Raw genomic sequence first — 20,970 nt, forward strand, 5'->3', positions numbered from 1 at the left:
TGTGGTGCCGCGGGTCCGCGGCAGTTCAGTTGTGCCGCTGGTGCGGCGACGTAGTGGTGGCGCGGGTGCGCTGCGGCGCGGCGATGTGCTCAGCCGCTTGCCGCGGCGATGCACGTCGCAGTGGCTGGGTTCGCGTGGCGGTGAGGACGTGGTCGAGCGAACGCGGAGGTGGATGGTGCCGTGGGCTCGGTGGCAACGTCTCCCGTCAGGAGTCGATGCCGAGCTCGCGCAGCTGGGCGCGGTAGAGCTCGACATTGCCGAGCTTGATGTCCTCGTAGCCGCGCACGACGTCGGTCAGTGCGGCTGCCGCAGTGGCTGTTTCGTAATTCTCGGTGGTCAGATCGTGTGCCAGCCGGCGCACCATGTCGGTGTAGTGGGCCAGCAGTTCGCGTTCGACCTTGCGGACATGGGCGTAGCCGAAGGGGTCGAGCCTGGTGCCGCGCAGGAACTTGCCCTTGGCCAGAACCTTCAGCGCCACATGCGACTTCGGCCTGAGCCCGATCTTCTTGTCCCGGCCCATCGCACGCAGCATCGGGGGATGCAGCTTGTAGGTGAGCTTCTCGCCGCCGGGTACCTGGGCTTGCACATCGGAGAGGAAGTCCGGGTCCACGAGCAGCCGAGCCACCTCGTACTCGTCCTTGTAGGCCGTGAATTTGAACAGCCCCCGCGCGACCGCCTCACTGAACTCGGTGCGCTCGGTGACCGAACGCTCTGCCGCCCAGACGGATTCGACCGTCTCGAGGTAACGGTGTGCCACCTTCGCGTTCTGGTAGCCGATCAGCTGAGCCGCTCGCAGTTCCACAACCCGGCGCACCTCGCCCTCGAAGCTGGTGTTCGCCAGCAACTCCGCGGGCGCCACCGGCGGGGTGCGCCGCGGTCGGCCTGTGTCGACCGCCGCCGCGAACGCCGCCGGATCGGCGACGGCGACCCGCCCCCATCGGAACGCCGCGATGGTGGCGTTCACCGCGACACCGTTGATCCCGATGGCCTCCTCGATCGCCGCGACCGGCAGGCGCAGCCCGCCGTTCTGGACGGCCGCGCCCACGATCAGGAAATTGGCGGCTGCCGTGTTCCCGAACAGCGTCAGTGCCGCCGCGAGCGCGTCGAAGTGACTGATCGAATTCGTCACCGTGGCAAGCCGATCCAGCAGAGTGTCCGTCGCGGGGTAGGCCACCGACTTGTCGAAGACCATGTCGCCGGTCGGGGTCTGGCTCGTCGACGCCACTGCCACGGTGCTCGCCGCGTCGCCGTACTGGAGGTAGCGGGGGTCGGTGGCGGTGAGCAGGTCGACGGCGAGCAGGCAGTCGGCGCTGCCGGGGGTGAGCCGGTTGGCCGGCTCCAATTCCGTTGTGGAGAACCGCAGGTGGGACAGCACCGGGCCGGCCTTCTGGCTCAGGCCGATCTGGTCGAGGCTCTCCACCTCGTAGCCTGCGCGCAGGGCGGCGGTGGCCAGGACCTGGTTCACCGTCACGATGCCGGTGCCCCCGATTCCGGCGATCAGCACGTTCTGCGTGCGGGTCGGCGCGCCCACGCCCGGATCGGCCACGGCGGGCGGCTCGACGGGTTCGCGCCGCTGGGACTTGCCCTTGGCCGGATCCACCTCCACCGTCACGAAGGACGGGCAATCGCCGTCCAAGCAGCTGTAATCGGTGTTGCACGAGGTCTGATCGATGCGGGTCTTGCGCCCGAACTCGGTCTCGACCGGCTGCACCGACAGGCAGTTCGACTTGGCGCCGCAATCACCGCAGCCCTCACACACGGCCTCGTTGATCACCACCCGGGTATTGCGGGTCGGCAGTGTCCCGCGCTTGCGCTGCCTGCGGGCGTCGGCGGCGCAGTGCTGGTCATAGATCAGCACCGTGACGCCCTCGATCTCGCGCAGCAGTTTCTGCGCCTCGTCGAGCCGGTCGCGATGCAGGAGCAGCGTGCCCTTCGCCAGCGCTCGCTTGCTGTGCCGCTTCGGCTCATCGGCGCAGATGACGATCTTGCGGACACCCTCGGTGGTGAGTTTGTGGGTGAGCTGCGCGACGGTGATCCCGCCCTCCACGTCCTGGGCGCCGGTCATCGCGACGACCTCGTTCCAGAGCAGCTTGTAGGTGATGTTCACCCCGGCCGCGACGCAGGCCTGGATCGCCAGCTGCCCGGAATGGAAGAAGGTTCCGTCGCCGATGTTCTGGAACAGATGCGGCACATCGGTGAACGGCGCCTGCCCGATCCACTGGCTGCCCTCACCGCCCATCTGGGTGAGCCCGGTGACCGCGCTGTCGGTGCGCCCGGACATGGTGACCAGCGTGTGACAGCCGATGCCGCCGCCGCCGATCGAGCCGTCGGGCAGGGCGGTGGAGCGGTTGTGCGGGCAGCCGCTGCAGAAATAGGGCGTCCGCTTGGCGGAGAGAACTTCCAGCGGAAGTGCCGGTGGCGCTGCCTTTTTCAGCTCCACCCGTCCGCGCAGCACCCGGCGCAGCGGCGCCAGCAGCCGTCCGGCGGTGAGCTCGCCGTCGACCGGCATCAGGCGCGCGCCGCGCTCGTCGCGCTTGCCGAGCACGCGCGGCGCGTCCGGGGTGCCGTAGAGGATCTCGCGGACCTGCGTTTCGATGAACGCGGTCTTGTCCTCGACGACGATCAACTGCTCGAGCCCGCGGGCGAACTCGGTGAGCGCGGCCGTGCCCAGCGGATAGGGCATGCCGATGCGCAGCAACCGGATTCCGGCGCGGTGCATGCTCGCCTCGTCGACACCCAGATCCAGCAGAGCCTGGCGGACCGCGTCGAAGGTGGTGCCGGTGGCCGCGATCCCCACCTTCGCCTCGGCCGGGTCCACCTCGACGACGTCGAGAGCGTTGGCCGCACCGTAGGCGTGCACCGTCGCCCAGCGTGGCCCGTAGAGGTCCGCTTCGGCGAGCACACTGTCGGTCGGCGCCGCCATCGGTCGCTGTCGATAGACGAAAGGCGTTCCCTCCCACTGCACTTCGGGCACCGTCAGGGCGAGGTCGGCCACGCCCTCGTCGACCGTCCACGCCCCGTCGGCGACATCGGCCACGATCTTCAACGCCACCACGCACCCCGAGGCCCGCGACATCGCGATGCCCTGCATACCGAGGGTGATGATCTCCTCGGCATTGCGCGGGAACAGAACGGGCACCCCCATCGCGGCCAGCGAGCGTTCGCTCACCGCGGGCACGGTCGACGATTTCGAGGCCGGATCATCGCCCACCAGCAGCAGCACGCCGCCGCGCGGATTCACGCCGTACATGTTGGCGTGCCGGATGGCGTCGGTCGCGCGGTCGACGCCGGGACCCTTGCCGTACCAGACACCGACCACGCCGTCGTGGGTCGGCCGCCCGGCGGGCAGCTCGGCCTGGCTGCCCCAGACCGCGGTGGCGGCCAGTTCCTCGTTGAACCCGGGGACGAAGGTGATGTCGTGTTCGGTGAGTACCTCCGGCATGCCGAGCAACATCTTGTCCACCCCACCCAGCGGGCTGCCCTGGTAGCCGGAGACGAACGTCGCGACGCGGCGACCGGCGCGAATATCGCGCACATGCTGTTCCACCAGCAGCCGGGCGATGGCCTGGACCCCGGTCAGCAGCACCGGGCCTGCGCCGGAGCGGTAGCGATCGGCGAGGTCGTAGGGCGCGGCCGGCTCGGCCGACGGTCGAGCAGTCGCACAGACGACGGTGGTCATGAACGCCTCACCACACTTTCCACAACCCAGATCGTGAGCTGCGCAACGAAGGAACTTGCTATCGGTGCTGCGAAATGTGCCGTGGAGGGGCAATCGGTGTCAACAGTCAGTCGAATAGTTGATCAGTCTGCTCACAAGTGATCTGTGCCACTGGGCTGGATGTATCAATCTGCTCGAGCGCGAGAGACCTGGGTCACATCACGGCTGATTCGTCCGGTTCGTCAGATGCTCGACCAGTGGCAGGCTCCGATACCCGATCGGCGTGGCCAAGGCGAGCATGGTCTCGGTGTGGTTCACGCCGTCGATGGCGTGCACCCGCTGGATGATCTCCAGGAGATCCTGCTGCGATTGCGCGGCGATGCGCACCAGCAGATCGGCGCGGCCGGTGGTGGCGTGCACCTCGAGGACGTGCGGGAACCCGCGCAGCGTCTCGATGATCGGATCCATCTTGTTCTGATCGAGTTCGATGCCAAGGAAGGCGTGCACCGCGAACCCGATGGCCTGCACATCGATATCGGGCGGATAACCCCGCACGGCACCCGATGCCTCGAGCCGCTTCATCCGCGCCTGCACGGTATTGCGGGCGACCCCGAGTCGCTGCGCCAGCTCGAGAATCGGCGCCCGGGGGTCACGGGCCAGTTCGGCCAGCAACGCGGCATCGAGCGCGTCGAACTTGATGGTCATGGGCGCATTCTGACACGCACCGAACCCGGGAACCGCACACCTGATCTCAACCGTGCAGGGTCGGCCGGTAGACGAGTTCCTGGATATCGCCGTCGAGGCTGGAAAAGACGTCGAACGTGTACGTGGTCGCCTCTTACCTTGCTTGCGAAAAAGGCGCACAATTATTCCGTACACCGGCTTCAAAGTTTGCGCCCGGTGGGGAGTTGAGTGCTTGCCGGGCAACATTCGGGGCGGGCATCCTCCGTGATGGCAACGTCCTCGTATCGGGCTGTGACGGCTGGATTCCGTCGGCCCGAGCGTCACACCGTGCTGAACGCCGGGCGTGGCGAAGGCTGCCTGTAGTGACGAGCCCCTTCGCCGGTTCGGCGTCACTACCAGTTAGGAAACGCCATGTCAGAGCAGAACAAGGCTTCAGCCAAGCGCATCTTCGACGCGTGGAACTCGCGAGACCTCGATGTCTTCGACGAAATCATGGCCGACGACTGCATCAACCACGATCCGCAGAACCCGTTCGCCGAGGTCCACGGCCCCGAAGGCCTCAGGCGGCTCGTGCAGATGTATCTCGCCGCTTTCTCGGATCAACGGTTCCTGATCAACGAACAGATCGCCGAAGGCGACTTCGTCACCACCCGATGGACGGGAACCGGAACCAATGACGGCGAGATGATGGGTATGCCCGCCACCGGCAAATCGGCAGTTGTTCAGGGAATTACGATCAATCGCTTCGCGGACGGCAAGATCATCGAGAGCTGGGCCTCCTGGGACACGCTCGGGATGATGCAGCAACTCGGTGTCGTCCCGTCGGCGCACTCCGCGACAACCTGATTCGTGACGTGGCCGGCTGTCGTGGCGCTGTTACCAGCCCCGGACAGTGGCACAGAAGATGATCGCCGGGTAGGTCGCGACGAACGCCCAGAAAAAGGTCGTCAGGCGCATGACGAGGGCGGTTCCCAGGTGCAGTAGCGCTCCGGTGATCAACAGTGCGTATGTCAGCGGCCGGATGCCGAGGAGAACCAGAGGAAAACTGCATTCGAACGCGATAACCGACCAGCACATCGCCACCGCGACCCCGCGATGACGGGCCAGGACCCGCCCGGCCCACGGATGCCCGTAGGACTGTGTCGCCAGCACTTCGGGCAGTGCCGCGCCACTGCGCCACGACGAGCCGACCAGCTTCGCCACGCCCGCGGTGAAGTACGCGAGACAAGCCCGTGCGGTCAGGAACCACAGGACGATCTCGTCCGCGCGAGCCTGCCCCACGCCGAAGGCCATCGCCAACGAGGCGAAAACGATGATGGTCATCTGATCTGCCCCGTCGCCCCCGAAACGCGAGCGCATGCCGAGCAAGATGTAGGTGACGGCGATCATGGCGGCGGCCACGGCGTTGAGGGCCGACGACGGGTGAAGGGCCAAAAGAATCCCGCAGGCCAGGCAGACAACGACGAGACCGAGCACTCTCGGATAGACCAGCAATCGTCCGACGCTGCACTGGAAGGACTTCGAGGACAACAACGGAATACTCGTAGCCGAGACAGGCCAGCTCGCAAGGGCGCCGTCGGCGAGGAGCCGCGGAGTCGCCAGTCTCTCCAGCGATCCGATGATCACGGCAACCGCCCCGATAGCCGCTGAAAGGTGCAGCGCGTCGGTGCTGGTCAGCATCGGCTCGCCACCTCGCGCGCAACAGCCGGTCCGCCTGGATGCATGGCCGACACGAAAAGCACCTGGTGATCCGGATTCTCGTCGGTTCGGTCCTCGTGCGCAGCCAGTCCGATCGTGAGTACAAGCCCGAACTGCTGGCCGTTGAACTCATACGGGTACCTGTCTCGTGTGTCGGGTCGGTCGGTACAGATCCAGGCATGTGCGGCTAATACATCACATCTGCCAGGGATCGGTTCGTCTCCACACCGTGGGCATGTCGAGGTGCACTGCGTCTCGACGTGCACAATCGGAGAGGACGCGCACCGAGGCGTCGAGATCGTCGGCAGCGTAGGGCAATGCGCGCAGCGGCTTGCTCAGCGGCCGAAAGAAGTCGTCCCAGTGCGTCAGTACCACCCTCTGTGCGCCGACCGCCGTCACCGTTTCCGACCAGTAGTGTTCGATGAAGCCGCAGGGTTGATGCCCGAGCTGACCGACACTTAGATATGCCACATCCGCGCTGCGGCTGTCGAGCATTCCCGGACGAAATCCCGCACTGCTGTGGATGAGTGCGGTGCGCCCGGACGGGGTGTGGGTGAGTATGATCGACCATGTCTCGCCACACTTGTAGTCCCGCATTCGGGCAGGCTGTGCCAGTGCGCGTCCGATGACCCCGCGGGCACGATCGGGCTCCGAGTGTTCGGATTCGGCGAAGGACAGCGTGAAATTGCCCAGCGTGATGTCGGTACCCGCCTCGACAACCACGACACGGCTGAAGGGCAGGTCAGCGCCGTGGCCGATCTGCGCCGTCGACTCACTACCGACCAGAATCGCGCCGGTGTGCTGCGCGACGTACGCAGAATCGAGTGCGTGATCGTAGTGCGAGTGGCCGCACACCACCGCGTCGAGGGATCGCACGCCTGCTCGTGCGAGAGCGCTGTGGACGCGTGCCGGATCGGTGCGCAGTGGGGTCAACGCCGTGCGCCACAGTGACGGGCGGGTGAAAAAGCCGTCGGTCATGAGGGCCGATTCGCCGTCGTCGAATAGTAGTGTCGTGACCCCGAGAAAGGAGACTGTGACCGGTGAATTCGGTGCAGCCAACGGTGTTGTCGCAGAGGTGTTGTGGACGCTGATGTCTGGGCGTCCCCAGCGTAGTTTCATCGTCAGGCGATCGTGCTCAGCGCACGGCCGGCTTGACGGCCCCCGAAGATGCACCCACCGAGGAAGGTTCCTTCCAGCGATCGGTAGCCGTGGACGCCGCCGCCGAAACCAGCGATTTCGCCTGCAGCCCACAAACCGGGTACGGCTACGCCATCGGCGGTCAGGACTCGTCCGTCGAGGTCGGTTCGTATGCCGCCCAACGTCTTGCGTGTGATGACGTTCAAGCACACCGCGATCAACGGACCTGATTTGGGGTCGAGGATCTTGTGCAGGGATGCCGTTCGCGCGAGACGATCACCGCGAGATCGACGAGAGTTGTGTATGGCAGATACCTGTAGGTCCTTGGTGAACGGATTGTCGACTTCGCGGTCGCGGGCAACTATCTGACGTTCCAAGTCGGCTCGGTCGATAAGGTTCTCGTCGGCGATCTTGTTCATCCCGTCCACGAGTTCGGTGAGGGTGTTGGCGACGACAAAGTCTTCACCGTGCTTCTTGAAGGCTTCCACCGGTTCACTGGCCCCGGGGAGCACCCGCCCAAGCACGAGTTTGAGGTTCTTTCCGGTGATGTCAGGGTTCTGTTCCGAACCGGACAGGGCGAATTCCTTCTCGATGATCTTCTGGGTGAGCACGAACCAGGAGTAGTCGAATCCGCTGTCCTGGATGGCTTTCAGTGTGCCGATGGTGTCGAATCCCGGAAAGTTCGGTACTGGAAAACGTTGTCCTCTGCCGTCGAACCACATCGACGACGGGCCAAGGATGATCCGGATGCCGTGGTTCTTCCAGATCGGGTTCCAATTTCTGATGCCTTCGGTGTAGTGCCACATCCGGTCCCGGTTGACCAGCCGTCCACCGGTGTGTTCGGTGATACCGAGCATGCGTCCGTCGACGTGCTCGGGAACGCCGGAGATCATCGAGGCAGGCGCGGTTCCCAGTCGGGCCGGCCAGTTCTCGCGTACCAGGTCGTGATTTCCGCCGATACCGCCGGCGGTGACCAGGACCGCTCCTGCGTGCAGTTCGAAGTCGTCGACCTGTATGCGGGTGCTGTCGGCGCCGCGCTCGGACGCGCTGGGTTCGAGGACCGCGCCGCGGACGCCGTCGACCACACCATTGGTGATCGTCAGTTCGTCCACGCGGTGACGAAAGCCGAAGCGAACCAATCCTTTGTCGGCGGCCTCTCGTACTCGACGTTCGAGTGGTGCGACGACTCCGGGGCCAGTACCCCAGGTCAGGTGGAATCGCGGAACCGAGTTGCCGTGACCTTCGGCAAGATAGCGGCCGCGTTCGGCCCAACCGACGATCGGAACCCACCGTACGCCTTGGGCGCGGAGCCATGAACGCTTCTCACCGGCTGCGAAATCCAGGTATGCCCGAGCCCATTTGTGGCCCCAATACTCCTCCCCGGCCGAGTCGTTGATGCCGCGGTCGAAAGTGGCACTTCCCTGCCAGTCCTGCCACGCCAACTCAGCGGAATCCTTGATGCCCATCCGGCGCTGCTCGGGGGTGTCGACCATGAACAGGCCGCCGAGTGACCAGAATGCTTGGCCGCCGAGGTTCTGCTCGGGTTCTTGATCGAGCAGAAGAACTCGACGGCCCGCGTCGGCAAGTTCGGCTGTCGCTACCAATCCCGCCAGGCCTGCGCCCACCACAATCACGTCTGCGTCCATGTCGCTTTCCTCCGCTGTCCGGTTCTCCGCCGCGCTGCGCGGGAGGCGTGCTCTCGATGCAGTTGACCCTGCTCCTCGTGCTGAAAACGTGCAAGACGTTTCCCGTATCCGGCGAGTCGATTTATCACCTGATGACAAACCAGCGGAAAGGATGTGTTTCGGATGTCACGTCCCCGCTATGTCGTTGCCCTGCGTATAGCTCGGCCGATTGGGGCCTCGTGCTGTGCGGACGAACCTGAGGTTGTCGGCAGATGGCCGGACCCGTCGTGGTAACCGTGTTCGGCTCGAACGAACGCCTGTGCGGTGAGCGCCGCGGACAGACGTCGGTACGTGGAGTGTGTCAACGGCAGGCCGGTCAAGGCCGAGAGCCGCCGCATGCGGTAGTAGATGGTGTTGGGATGAATGCACAGTCGACGGGCAGTGCGGTGACGATCGAAGTCCTGGCGAACAAGCTCTGCCACCGTGTCAATGAGTTCCGGGTGCTCGTGGAGGGGCTCCAAAACAGAAACCAGCTGATCGCGACCGGGTCCGGGACGAGTGATCTGATACTCCATTGCCAGCTGGTCTGGGAAGTACAGGTCCGGCTCTTTGTGTAGGCGGACTGCGAGGTCCAGTAGCTCGTGGGCAGTCGCGGCGGCCTCGGAGATCGATTCGGTCGCGGTTTCGACGGCGACCGCGGTCACCGGGTGTGGCGCGGCGACCGACAACAAGGGGAGCAGATCGTTGATCCGGCGTCCCAGGACCGAAGAGGCGGGAATCAGGATCGTGCCATAGGTCGGACCCAGGAGCGCAGGCACGGGGAATCCGCATTCGGCTGCCAGGCATCGGCGTATATCCATCAACCACGCGTCGGCAACCACTGCTGGTCGATCGATGGTCGCGGCGTCCGGGTTTGCGGAGAAGGCTGCAGCGACTACGACGAATGTGTCTGCCACGGGAATCTGGAAGTGTCGCGCGATCCCGAGATTGATGTTGCGACCCGACAGCATGGCCATCGCGAACCTATTCAGTGCCGCTGCGGCAGTAGCGTCTTCCGAATACACACGTGGAAGGTGATTTTCGTCGATCGTGAGCATGTGATCTCCAGAGGGTCGAGTGCCGGTCCCGTGGGCCCCGAACACGGACAGCAATTCGAGGTAATCGCTTGGCGCAGTTGACGTCTTCGTTGGCGGTCGATCACGATGCCGCCCATGGTGTCGACGCTGACCTAATCGGCTCTGTCGAACAGCGACTGGGCTGTATCCCCTTCGGCTTCCAGATCCGGACCTCGACGTAGTCCGATACCGATTCCCGGTCAACCTTCGCCGCCGCTATTGCCGTACTTCCTCGCGTCGAAGATCTATCTGGCTCCTCCGTGGGATCCTTGGGCTGGATCACCCTCCGATCGCACTCATCGGGCGGTCGGGTTGCACGAAGTCGCCGTCGTCGATGCCGTGCCCGCGTGCTTTGTGCCAGATCGATGCGCGCCAGGCTGCGGCAATAGCTTCGTCAGCGGATTCGTGGTCGCGGCGCGGATCGCGTAACAGTGCCCTGAGGTCGGTTTCATCGGTGGCGAAAAGACAGTTGCGCACCATTCCGTCAGCGGTGAGTCGCACGCGATCGCAGTCGCCGCAGAAGGGTCGGGTGACCGAAGCGATCAGTCCGATGGTGCCGGGTCCGCCGTCGACGAGCCACCGTTGGGCCGGGTCGTGGTGCCGGGGGCGCGGGTCTGCGGTGAGGGTGTATCGGCGTCGCAGCCGGGTCAAGACCTCGTCGGCGGTGATCATTGCTGATCGGTCCCAGCGCCGCTCGGCGTCGAGAGGCATCTGTTCGATGATGCGCAGCTCGTATTCCTCGCTCAAACAATAGTGCAGCAGGTCAGGTGCTTGATCGTCGTTGATCCCGCGGGTCAGTACGGCGTTGATCTTGATCGGGGTCAGGCCCGCGGCGCGCGCGGCGGAGAGTCCGTCGAGCACGTCGGCTAGTCGGTCGCGGCGGGTGATGGTTGCGTAGGTGGCCGGGTCGATGCTGTCGAGGGAGACATTGATGCGGTCGAGCCCGGCCTGGGCCAACCCGTCGGCTTTGCGCGCGAGTCCGAGACCGTTGGTGGTCAACGACAGCCGGGGCCGGGGCGACAGCTCGGACGCAAAGCCTACGAGCGCGAGGAGGTCGGCACGCAGCAGCGGTTCCCCGCCGGTGAAGCGGATCTCCTCGATACCGAGTTGTTCGACCGCGATCCGCATCAGCCGTTGCAGCTCGCCGGTGGTGAGCACATCGTCGGCGGGCAGCCACTGCAGTCCCTCGGCGGGCATGCAGTAGGTGCAGCGCAGGTTGCAGCGATCGGTGAGCGATACGCGCAGGTCCTTGGCGATGCGGCCGAAGCGGTCGACCAACCGGGCGGAGTGCTCGGGCGGACCCGGTTGCGGTGTCCCGAGCATGATGTGAGCCATGGCGGTGTCGTTCGCCCGCCTCAGTGGACCTGTTGGGGTTGGTTTCGCCGGGATGCGGCGAGCATCTCCTCGCGCTCGACCACCTTGATCCGTTCACGGCCGTGGGGCTCGCCGAGGCTTCGTTCGTAGGCGTCGAGCTGGTACCAGCCGTCCCAGGTGGTGTAAGGCAGCTCGATGCGTTCGAGGAACTCGACGACCGCGTCCTCGCTGGGGTGGGCGGCGCCGGGAAGGTGCGTGGCGTCGCTGAGCAGGCATGCGATGGTCTCGTTGGCGTCGCCTTTGGTGTGCCCGATCAGACCGACGGGTCCCCGTTTGATCCAACCGGTGACGTAGACGCCGGGGACGGGCTGGGCGTCGGGGCCGATCACCCGTCCGGCTTCGTTCGGGATGGTGCCGTGGTCGTGGTCGAAGGGCAGGGCGGGGAGGGCTTTGCTGAGGTATCCCACTGCCCGGTAGACGGATTGGGCGTCCCAGTCGGTGAAGCGGCCGGTCCCACGGACGTTGCCGGTGCCGTCGAGCTCGGTGCGTTCGGTGCGCAGGCCCACGACTTTGCCGTCCTCGCCGAGGATTTCGTGGGGGGATTCGAAGAAGTGCAGGAACAGTTTGTGGGGGCGGTTCCCGGGATCGCGGATCGCCCAGTCCTGCAAGACATTGGCGACCATGTCGATCTGTTTGGAGGCGCGGCGAGCGGCGTCGGAGGCGGCGTCGTAGTCGATGTCGGCTGGATCGACGACGACCTCGATGGTTGGAGAATGGTCGAGCTCGCGCAGCTCCATCGGGGTGAACTTGGCTTGGGCGGGTCCGCGTCGGCCGAACACGTGCACCTCGACGGCCTTGTTGGCCTGGAGTCCGGCGTAGACGTTCGGGGGAATCTCGGTGGGCAGCAGTTCTTCGGCGGTTTTGGCCAGAATGCGTGCGACGTCGAGGGCGACGTTGCCGACACCGAGCACGGCTACCTTTTCCGCGTCCAGCGGCCAGCGGCGGGGTTTGTCGGGGTGGCCGTCGTACCAGGAGACGAACTCCGCGGCGCCGAAACTGCCGTCGAGTTCGATACCCGCGATGTCGAGTGCGCGGTCGTCTTCGGCGCCGGTGGAGAACACGACCGCGTCGTAGAACTGCTGCAGATCGGCGAGGGTGACGTCGGTGCCGTAGTCGATGTTTCCGAACAGCCGCACGTGTGGCTTGTCGAGGACCTTGTGCAGGGCGGTGATGATCGCCTTGATGCGGGGGTGGTCAGGGGCGACGCCGTAGCGGATGAGCCCGAATGGGGCCGGCATGCGCTCGAACAGGTCGATCGATACCCCGCGGGTGGTGGCGGTGTCGGACTTCATGAGGGCGTCAGCGGCGTAGATGCCGGCCGGACCGGCGCCGATGATGGCGACGCGCAGCGGGTGGGAATGCATCGATCGTTGTCCTTGTCTGTCGCTTCCGCCGTCAGCCGGGTAGGCGTTGGCGTGGGTTTGTGCGGTCAGTGCTGGCGCTGTGGCAGTTGGGCGACGATGGCGGCGTCGTGGTCGGTCTTGCCGAGTTTCGCTGCGCCGCCAGGGGATCCGAGTTCGTCGAAGAACTCGACGTTGGCGCTGGTGTAGGACGTGAACTCGGCGGGCAGGTCGTCTTCGAAGAAGATCGCTTCTACCGGGCACACGGGCTCGCACGCGCCACAATCGACGCACTCGTCGGGTTGGATGTAGAGCATCCGGTTGCCCTCGTAGATGCAATCGACCGGGCATTCCTCGATGCAGGCCTTGTCCAAGACATCGACGCACGGTTCGGCCACGACATAGGTCACGGGTGTTCTCGTTTCGGTCGGCCCGGCGCACCTTCTTCGTGGCGGGGACACGCGGGTAAGGAGTTGGTGGAGCTATCTGTGATCGGTGCAGATCAGTCGTTGGCGCGCAGGATCAGACAGGTGGTCGTGGCGTGGGCGACCAGGTTGCCTTCGGCATCGCGGATGCGGCCTTCGGCGGTGGCGGTCGTGCGCCCGCAGTGAATGACGCTGCCTTCGGCGGTGAGGGTCTGACCGTCGGTGGTCACCGATCGGATGTAGTTGACCTTCAGTTCCAGGGTGGAGTAGCCGACTCCGGCGGGCAGGGTGGTGTGCACTGCGCAGCCCATCGCGGAGTCCAGCATGGTGGCGGCGATGCCTCCGTGAACGGTACCGAGTGGGTTGGCGAAGTCGGCAACGGTGCGCAGGGTGAAGCTCACTCGCCCGTGTTCGACCTCGCTCAGCACCATCCCCAATAGCCGCCCGATCGAGGGAACATCAGGTGGGCGAACGGTTTTGATCCACTGCATCAGTTCCAAGCCGGACAGGGCAGCGGTGTCGGTTGTGGTCATCGGAGCACTCCAGAAGCCGCGGTGTTCGTATCGGTGGTGGTGACCGGCTCGATGAGGGCAGGGACGTTCTTGTGCCACGGGGCGCCGGAGATGGGGTCGCGGCGGCGGGCATCGGTCAGCTGATTGAGCGCCACTCCGACGATGGCGCTGCCGTCTCCGACGTGATCGAGTCCGAAGCCGTTGGGCAGGGCGGCGTGCCCGGCCTGCATGCGCTCATCGATCTCGACCGAGGCCAGCGCCGAACCTCGTTCGGTGACGACTCGCGCCTGGTCACCGTTGCCGAGGCCGAGTGCGTCGGCGTCGGGGCGGCTGATGCGCAGAGCGCCCTCGGTGTCGCGCAACCGCCAGCTGTCGTCGTGGATGATCGTGTTCGCGGTGAACGGACGCCGTTGTCCGGCAGCAAGAACGACGGGGAATTCTGCACTCGTCTGCACCGCGGTGGCCGGATCGAGCTCGTCGAGCACGTTCAGTAGCTCGGGGATCGCGAGTGGGAATCGTTTGTCAGAATGCGGCAGATAGTCCCAGGCGTCGTCTTGGCGGTCCTCGGTGAAGACCACCCCGGAACGTCCCGCCACGATGGCATCGAACAACTCGTCGGCGTTGGCGTGCCCAGCTCTTCGCATCGCGTCGGGATAGGTGCGGGCCGTCCGCTGAGCCAGCGCCCACAGCACCGCCGCGGCACGCGCGTTATCCGGCAGGGTGGGGCCGAGGGTTTCGTAGAGCAGAAACGGCGCCATTCCCACGATCTTTTTGTCCATCGCGACCAAAGCCGCGAACGCCACCCGAAGCGGAGTGCGGCCCCACTTGGCCGTGGCCCGCAGCACGGCCAAGTGCCATGGTTTGACCACGCGCAACTGCCTGGTCAGGCGCGCGTAGATCTCGGGTTCGGGCAGTGTGCCCGGCAAGGGGTCCAGCACCGGCGCGCGCAGATGGAAAGAGTTGCGGGGGAAATCGAAGTTGAAGAACGTCGCCTCGTACTTCTCGTACTGGGAGGCCGCAGGTAAGACATAGTCGGCCAGGCGCGCGGTTTCGGTCATGGTGACGTCGATGACGACGACGAACTCGAGCTCGTGCAGCGCCCGGCGAAACATCTGCGAATCGGCGAACGAGTGCGCGGGGTTGGAGGACTCGATCAGCATCGCGCGAAACCGGTCCGGGTGATCTGTCACGATCTCTTCGGCGATGACGTTGCACGGCACCAAACCCGCGGGCATCCGTGCCCCGGTGACCGGGGTGATGCGCATCCGCGTCGAGTAGTCGCCAAGCGGAAACATCCACGAATGCGGTTGCATCGCGCCATTTTTGGCGAAGTTTCCGGTCACCAACCAGATCAGCTTGTTCAGGTAGGAGATCAGGGTGCTGTTCGGGCTCTGCTGCACGCCGAGGTCTTCATAGGTCGACACGCTCGCGGCTGTGCCGATACGGGTCGCGGCCCGCCGCAGCAGTTCTTCATCGACCCCGCACACCGCGGCATGGGCGCTGATGTCGATGCCGCGCACCACTTCGGCCACGACCTCGAAGTCGTGTGTGTGTTCGGTCAGGAAACGGTGATCGAGGAGGTCCTGCTCGATCAGGATCGCCAGGATCGCCGACAGGCACCAGGCGTCGGTACCGGGTTTGACCTGCAGGTGGAAGTCGGCGAGGTCGGCGGTCTCGGTGCGGATCGGGTCGATGACGATCATGCTGCGAGCCGGGTCTTTGCTGATTTCCTTGAGCACGGTGCGGGCGCGGGCTACGCCATGGCTCTGAAAGGGGTTCTTCCCGACAAAGACCGCCACTTCGGCGTGCTCGAAGTCTCCGTGGGTGTGACCGCCGGTGAAGTGTGCGTCGACCCAGGCTTCGCCGGTCTTCTCCTGAGCCAGCGGGTTGGAGCGGTACCGCGAGCCCAGTGCCCTGAGAAGCGGGCCCGCGTAGGCGCCGCCGAGATGGTTTCCCTGCCCACCACCGCCGTAGTAGAAGATCTTGTCTCCGCCGTGGGTGTCGCGCACCGCCGCGAACCGTTGCGCGACTTCGGCGATCGCGGTGTCCCAGTCCACGGGCGTGAACGTGCCGTCGGATTCACGCCGTAGCGGGGTGGTCAGTCGCTGGCTGCCGTTTTGGTAGTGGTCAAGGCGCAGTGCCTTGTTGCAGGTATAGCCATGGGTGGACACATGGTCCTTGTCCCCACGGATTTTGAGGAAGGTCCGTTGCCCTTCACCGGTGAGGATCTGCACCCCACAGTTGTTCTCGCACAGGATGCACGCCGACTTGTGCCAGGTGCCGTCTTCGGGAGCCGTGTTAGGGGGCATGGCGATGCTCATCTTCTTCTCGGATGGCGGTATCGGGGATGTGGGCGGGACCGGCGGGAGCGACCCGATCCTGGCCGTCGTGAACTCCTCGGCGCGGTAGCCGGGCGATCGGTGAGGTCTCAGGCTCGGTAGCCGGTGCTTAGACTCCACATATGAGAGCACATGCTCTAATATTAAACAAGAGCGTGCGCTCCATTTCCCGACGATGGCGGCGCATCGGACTCTGAAAACGCACCACCAGGCCCCGATGACGTGGGCAAACACCGGGCTGTGCACATCGTCACTAGTTGTAGAGCATGCGCTCTGTTACTCTTCGGATATGCCTCGCCCCCGCTTACACGACCTCGATCGCCTGATGGATGCCGCCGAGCAGATGGCCGTGGAATTCGGTCCGGCCGCGGTCACAGTCCGCGCTCTCTCGGAGGCCACCTCGGTATCCAACGGGACGATCTATCACGCGTTCGGCTCCCGCGCCGGGCTGATGGGCCGGGTCTGGCTGCGCGCCGCGCAGCGCTTCCTGGCTCTGCAGCGTGAGGCGGTCGACCGCGCGATGGCCGCAGGCTCCTCACACGAGGACATCGTCGAGGCGGTCGTCGCGGCCGCCGACACACCCGCCGAATTCCTGTTACAGCAACCGGTCTCGGGCCGTTTCCTGCTCACCGTGCCACGACGGGAACTGCTCGGTTCCGGCGAGATTCCCGACGACATCGCCGAGGAACTACGCCGACTCGATCAGACCTTGGGTGAGCTGTTCGTCGGTTTGTCGCGCAGCGTGTTCGACCGCGGCGACCGTGCGGCCGTCGCAGTCATCCGCGATTGCGTGGTGGAACTGCCCACCGCACTGCTGCTACGAGGCCGACGAGAACCCGATCCCAACGTGCGGCAACGTCTCGCAGCCGCCGTCCGCGCGGTATTGGCGCTGCCCCCGCCGCCACCACTGCCCACCAGCGCAACCTCCACGAAGTGAAAGGAAACACCATGACCGCGAACCTGCATTACCAGGACAAGATCGCCGTGCTGACCCTCGGAGACGACGAGAACCGGTTCTCCCCGGACTGGCTCGACACCGTCAACGCCCACCTCGACGCCGTCGAGCGCGACGCCCAAGGCCTGATCACCACCGGCAGCGGCAAGTTCTACTCCAACGGCCTCGACCTGGACTGGTTGACGGCCAACGGCGACCGCGCCGACTGGTACGTCGGGCGCGTCCAGGAACTGTTCGCCCGCATCCTCACCTTCCCGCTGCCCACCATCGCCGCGGTCAACGGGCACACCTTCGGCGCCGGCGCCATGCTGGCCATCGCCCACGACTACCGCGTCATGCGCGAGGACCGCGGTTACTACTGCTTCCCCGAGGTCGACATCAACATTCCCTTCACCCCGGGTATGGCCGCGCTGATCCAAGCCAAGCTCAGCTCCCAAGCCTCGGTGACCGCCATGACTACCGGCCACCGCTTCAGCGGCCCGGACGCCCTCGCCGCCGGACTAGTCGACGCCACCGCCTCCGAAGCCGCGGTCCTCAACACCGCCCTCGACCGACTCACACCCATCATCGGCAAGAACCCCGCAACGCTGGCCGCCATCAAAACCACGATGTACAGCACCGTCACTGCGGCACTGCGCTGACACGGACCCGAGCCGACCGCAACCGAAAGAAGTCAATCGATGATGACCACCACCACTCAGACCCCAGCGGTCAGCGCCAACCTCGTCCTGTGGAACACGCTGCAACGCTTGCCGTTCGGCAACTGGCTGTTCACCCAGGCACTGTGCTTGAAAGCCCCGTACTTCCGCAGCGTGCACCCCCTTCTCCAAGAGCTACGACCCGGACTGTGCCGAGTCAGCGCACCCAACCGCCGCAGCGTCCACAACCACCTCGGCACCTATCACGCGATCGCCTCCTGCAACATGGCAGAACTCGCAGGCGGCATGATGACCGACGCCACCATCCCCACCACCCACCGCTGGATCCCCGTCGGCATGACAGTGGAATACAAATTCAAGGCAACCACCGCAGTGACTGCGATCGCCGCCCTCGACCGCATCCCCGAGTTCGGTGACGACCCCATCGAACTCGTCGTCCCGGTCGATGTCCTCGATGCCGACGGAACCGCCTTCGTCACCGCGCGGATCACCATGCACGTCTCCAAAAAGCGGTAGAACGCCGATATGACCGCTGGGTCGCCGACGGGACTGGCCAATTCACAGACACGGTGTCATGTTTCACGTCCAAGCCCAGCGGTTGTCATGAACGGACTCGATGGCATCATTCGGCCTGTCACCGATCGGCGCGGAGGAACCTCGTCGTGTGCGAGTGGTTGGCAGTTCCCCAGCGGTGAATAACACTCGATCGATTGCGCCGGGTCTCCTGCGGCCGACACAGGAGAGCAGCTCGGTGCTGCACGACGAGGGAGCGAACGTCGGCCGAAACAATCGGTGGCTTCGTGGCCGCTGGACGCCGAACAGCTCCACTCGCAGCCCTCGGACACGCAGCGTGCACGCACCACTCAAGCCCGGGCACCACCGATGCCCAATATTGGGTCGGTTCGCGGCAGCGGCACCGCTAGCGGCCATTGCCGGGCCCTGCGCCGCCACGGCGGCCCAGCGCGGCGGTGTCCTACTGGTGATCAGACGGTCTCCTTTCCGTGGTCGAGAGGACCTTCTTGTGCCTGCACTCTCGAGTGCCGGTTGCCCGTCACATCATCTGCCCAGCGGAGTCTGCACTGCCTTGCCCGCGGGTCACTATCGACCATTGAACGACGCCCTGCTTGCGTCCTCCGCAGCAGACCCCACTCGACCGTCTCACCGGCCCCTTTGGCGCCGATCGGGGAATACGGATAGGTGATACATGTGTTGTGGATCGTGGGTAAATCGTAGAAAAATCGTAGGAAGCAGGGGTGGACCCCGAAGATGACCAGGTCAGCGGTGGTATAGGCTTTGTCGGTCATGAAATCGGCACAGCGTTTCCGCAGGTTCCCGAAGGTGCCCGACGAATCCCCTTATTTCCTTGTTTCCGCAGGTAGATGATTATCTGATAGCCCTGAAGCTTCCCAGCGCTTCCCGGAAGTTCCCGTGCAAACCCGTCTGAAAATCGTAGAAAAATCGTAGAACCGGCGATGGAAGCTGGTAGACCGCGACCGGGGATGGGGGATTGCTGGACACCCCCGATCTGCTGCGGCACACAACGGGGCAGCTGACCCCGACCACGGAACCGCCCCGCGTTCCCGGGGGACCAGAACGACCGCAGGTTGCGGCATTCCCACACGCCGGGAAACTTTGGTCCGGGTCGAATCGGATTGAGCGATGATCGGCCAAGGCCAGCCGTTCGAAAGGACTAGGGCGCCAACCCAGCGACGTACGCAGTCATCAGGTCCTCGCACGCAACCATAGAAGACCACCTGGCCGATATGTCGGTCAGGTGGTCTTGTTTCAAACACGCGATTCGCCTCCCGCCTGCGTGCCGCGCCGGGGGCGCTGACGTTGGCCACTAAATGGCGGGTTTGATGACAAGCCACGACGGTTGGCCAGCAAACCATGCCGCACACGAGCGACTAGGTCGTTGCGGGTGCCAGTGTCCTGCTTATACGGGCCAAACTTGTCGTGGCCGGAGGCTTCCTGGCCTCGACGATCGTGGTGGCCGGATTCATCTACCGCTACCTGCTGGTCGTGCGCGGCACTGATCCGTTCCTGGCCCGTGCAGTGGTCAGCGACATCGCCGAGCGCGTCAGTCCATTTTACGCACGACCGGTGCTGGGCCGGCGTTGACCGGCGTTGGCGGATACCAGCGCAACTGGTACTCCCAGTCGATGCCGTGCTGTCCGTTCACATCCCCGACGATGCAGCCTGCACCGTCACGCACCGCCATCCGCACCCGATGCCAGTGTGCCCGGCGGATATGCGGTGGCAGGCTCCGACGGGATCCACCGGGGTCGTTGTCGGTTGCAGGACTCGCTGGGGCGATGCTGCGCCAGCTGCGCAACGCCGAACCGACCCGCCATCCGACATTGCCCACGACCGCGGTTCTTAGTTGCTGAGGTCGGCTCAACTGCTCGGGCGGTATCCAGTCCAGATCCGGTTCCTGTGCGGTCAGATACAGCAGAGCCTGTACCGAGAGCGGGACCAGCACAGACAACTCCGGCCCCCAGGCGTGTCCCTGCGACTCCGCGGCCTGCTGCAATCCCGAAATCCATCCGGCAAGAGTGAGATCCGGCTTAGCGAGCTTGCCCCGCAACTCGACGGTGACTGTTTGAAAGCGAGGTATCGGGTCCCCGTCTACGGTGTAGACCCACAGAAATCGGATACCGTCGCCTTTGGCGAAGGACCGATAGTAGGTCTGGATGCGGTTGCCCGTCGGTGTGCTGTGCACGATCCCGGTCGCAACGAAGCCCGTGTAACGGCACAGGTCGGTGCCATCGTGCAGCGGCAGAGGCATCGGCAACGACGCCGCGAGCGACCGAAACGGCAGACGCGCCAACCAATCCGGCACCATCGGCACGTTGGTGTCACTGGAAACGATCGCGTCCACAAACTCGTCATCGAGACGGACCACGACCTGATCGCCTCGCCACACCTCAAGCATGTTCGCTGCGACCGAACCGACCTGCCGCTGGTCCGATCCTACGTCGAGGGAGCCTGCTACGCGCGCGATGTTCTCGACCGCGCCGATCAATTGTGCTGCGTCGAAGACCTGAACGCGTTTGGCCGCGCGGCGGCTGGGGTCCTCAGGCCGGGGCCGCCCTCGGTTTCGTTTGGACACCCAACCATCGTGCCTGAATTGAGTTGATCTTTCAGGCAGCGCCCCCGATGTCGGCGTGTAGCGTATTCCCTACCTGTTCGGCCCGAGTGGTGCCATGCCGCGTGCAGACCCTGCGGGCGCGGTCGAAGCCCTAGCATCTAGTTCACCAGTGCGACCGGTCGGCGTAGCGATTCCTGTCCGGCACGGGAATCGGGCAGGCGGTGTCTGCTGATCAGGCGTGGACATCCGCTTCTATGCGTGCGGCACACGCTTTCGCCAACGTCCTCTTCTGCCGCTGGGCGCGCGGTGACGAACGTCCGCATCTGCTGATGATCGAACGTTCAGCGACAACGGGCTG

General features: G+C 65.0%; 17 protein-coding genes. 5 read left to right on the plus strand and 12 right to left on the minus strand.

From position 1 onward, the window contains the following. Positions 1 to 205: 205 nt before the first annotated feature. Positions 206 to 3,679 carry an indolepyruvate ferredoxin oxidoreductase family protein gene (locus tag ACWFRF_RS17400; protein WP_452450877.1) on the minus strand — a complete coding sequence of 1,158 codons (3,474 nt, stop codon included), beginning with the start codon at positions 3,677 to 3,679 and terminating at the stop codon, positions 206 to 208. Positions 3,680 to 3,877: 198 nt separating this feature from the next. Further along, positions 3,878 to 4,363 carry an Lrp/AsnC family transcriptional regulator gene (locus ACWFRF_RS17405; RefSeq protein ID WP_378633322.1) on the minus strand — a complete coding sequence of 162 codons (486 nt, stop codon included), beginning with the start codon at positions 4,361 to 4,363 and terminating at the stop codon, positions 3,878 to 3,880. 390 nt (positions 4,364 to 4,753) lie between these two features. Here ACWFRF_RS17405 and ACWFRF_RS17410 point away from each other — a divergent pair, with 390 nt between their 5' ends. Then, complete coding sequence (locus tag ACWFRF_RS17410; protein ID WP_378991573.1) at positions 4,754 to 5,188, plus strand: ester cyclase; 435 nt, start codon at positions 4,754 to 4,756, stop codon at positions 5,186 to 5,188. Positions 5,189 to 5,218: 30 nt separating this feature from the next. Here the strand turns inward: ACWFRF_RS17410 and ACWFRF_RS17415 are convergent, their stop codons facing one another. From ACWFRF_RS17415 to ACWFRF_RS17455, 9 genes are all read right to left on the minus strand, one after another. Next, the gene (locus ACWFRF_RS17415; protein ID WP_452450879.1) at positions 5,219 to 6,022 is read right to left on the minus strand and encodes a hypothetical protein; all 804 of its coding nucleotides are present in this window, start codon (positions 6,020 to 6,022) and stop codon (positions 5,219 to 5,221) included. A 213-nt stretch (positions 6,023 to 6,235) separates the two neighbouring features. After that, positions 6,236 to 7,159 carry an MBL fold metallo-hydrolase gene (locus ACWFRF_RS17420; protein ID WP_452450881.1) on the minus strand — a complete coding sequence of 308 codons (924 nt, stop codon included), beginning with the start codon at positions 7,157 to 7,159 and terminating at the stop codon, positions 6,236 to 6,238. A gap of 2 nt (positions 7,160 to 7,161) precedes the next feature. Then, positions 7,162 to 8,823 carry an FAD-binding dehydrogenase gene (locus ACWFRF_RS17425; protein WP_452450883.1) on the minus strand — a complete coding sequence of 554 codons (1,662 nt, stop codon included), beginning with the start codon at positions 8,821 to 8,823 and terminating at the stop codon, positions 7,162 to 7,164. A gap of 176 nt (positions 8,824 to 8,999) precedes the next feature. Then, complete coding sequence (locus ACWFRF_RS17430; protein WP_452450885.1) at positions 9,000 to 9,899, minus strand: PucR family transcriptional regulator; 900 nt, start codon at positions 9,897 to 9,899, stop codon at positions 9,000 to 9,002. A gap of 297 nt (positions 9,900 to 10,196) precedes the next feature. Next, positions 10,197 to 11,252 (minus strand): GTP 3',8-cyclase MoaA, encoded by a 1,056-nt coding sequence (gene moaA, locus ACWFRF_RS17435; RefSeq protein ID WP_452450887.1) that lies wholly within the window; start codon positions 11,250 to 11,252, stop codon positions 10,197 to 10,199. A gap of 20 nt (positions 11,253 to 11,272) precedes the next feature. Next, positions 11,273 to 12,655: an FAD-dependent oxidoreductase gene (locus ACWFRF_RS17440; protein ID WP_452450888.1), complete on the minus strand. Its 1,383-nt coding sequence runs from the start codon at positions 12,653 to 12,655 to the stop codon at positions 11,273 to 11,275. Between the two features lie 65 nt (positions 12,656 to 12,720). After that, positions 12,721 to 13,041, minus strand: a complete 321-nt coding sequence (gene fdxA, locus ACWFRF_RS17445; protein WP_452450890.1) for a ferredoxin — start codon at positions 13,039 to 13,041, stop codon at positions 12,721 to 12,723. A gap of 92 nt (positions 13,042 to 13,133) precedes the next feature. Next, complete coding sequence (locus ACWFRF_RS17450; RefSeq protein WP_452450892.1) at positions 13,134 to 13,589, minus strand: PaaI family thioesterase; 456 nt, start codon at positions 13,587 to 13,589, stop codon at positions 13,134 to 13,136. After that, on the minus strand, positions 13,586 to 15,877 hold the full coding sequence (locus ACWFRF_RS17455; RefSeq protein ID WP_452450997.1) for a molybdopterin-dependent oxidoreductase: 2,292 nt from the start codon (positions 15,875 to 15,877) through the stop codon (positions 13,586 to 13,588). The genes ACWFRF_RS17450 and ACWFRF_RS17455 overlap by 4 nt, the downstream gene beginning before the upstream one ends. Before the next feature lie 319 nt (positions 15,878 to 16,196). Here ACWFRF_RS17455 and ACWFRF_RS17460 point away from each other — a divergent pair, with 319 nt between their 5' ends. The 4 genes from ACWFRF_RS17460 to ACWFRF_RS17475 all read left to right on the plus strand — a co-directional run bounded on the left by ACWFRF_RS17460 (position 16,197) and on the right by ACWFRF_RS17475 (position 19,642). Further along, complete coding sequence (locus tag ACWFRF_RS17460; protein ID WP_452450893.1) at positions 16,197 to 16,844, plus strand: TetR/AcrR family transcriptional regulator; 648 nt, start codon at positions 16,197 to 16,199, stop codon at positions 16,842 to 16,844. A gap of 11 nt (positions 16,845 to 16,855) precedes the next feature. Then, positions 16,856 to 17,503: an enoyl-CoA hydratase/isomerase family protein gene (locus ACWFRF_RS17465; RefSeq protein ID WP_452450894.1), complete on the plus strand. Its 648-nt coding sequence runs from the start codon at positions 16,856 to 16,858 to the stop codon at positions 17,501 to 17,503. Between the two features lie 42 nt (positions 17,504 to 17,545). Then, positions 17,546 to 18,037 (plus strand): hotdog fold domain-containing protein, encoded by a 492-nt coding sequence (locus ACWFRF_RS17470; RefSeq protein WP_452450999.1) that lies wholly within the window; start codon positions 17,546 to 17,548, stop codon positions 18,035 to 18,037. Between the two features lie 1,440 nt (positions 18,038 to 19,477). Next, positions 19,478 to 19,642 carry a hypothetical protein gene (locus ACWFRF_RS17475; RefSeq protein WP_452450895.1) on the plus strand — a complete coding sequence of 55 codons (165 nt, stop codon included), beginning with the start codon at positions 19,478 to 19,480 and terminating at the stop codon, positions 19,640 to 19,642. Here the strand turns inward: ACWFRF_RS17475 and ACWFRF_RS17480 are convergent. Then, positions 19,602 to 20,633: a hypothetical protein gene (locus ACWFRF_RS17480; protein ID WP_452450896.1), complete on the minus strand. Its 1,032-nt coding sequence runs from the start codon at positions 20,631 to 20,633 to the stop codon at positions 19,602 to 19,604. The genes ACWFRF_RS17475 and ACWFRF_RS17480 overlap by 41 nt on opposite strands. Between the last annotated feature and the right edge of the window lie 337 nt (positions 20,634 to 20,970).

This window comes from Nocardia sp. NPDC055165 (assembly GCF_053606985.1).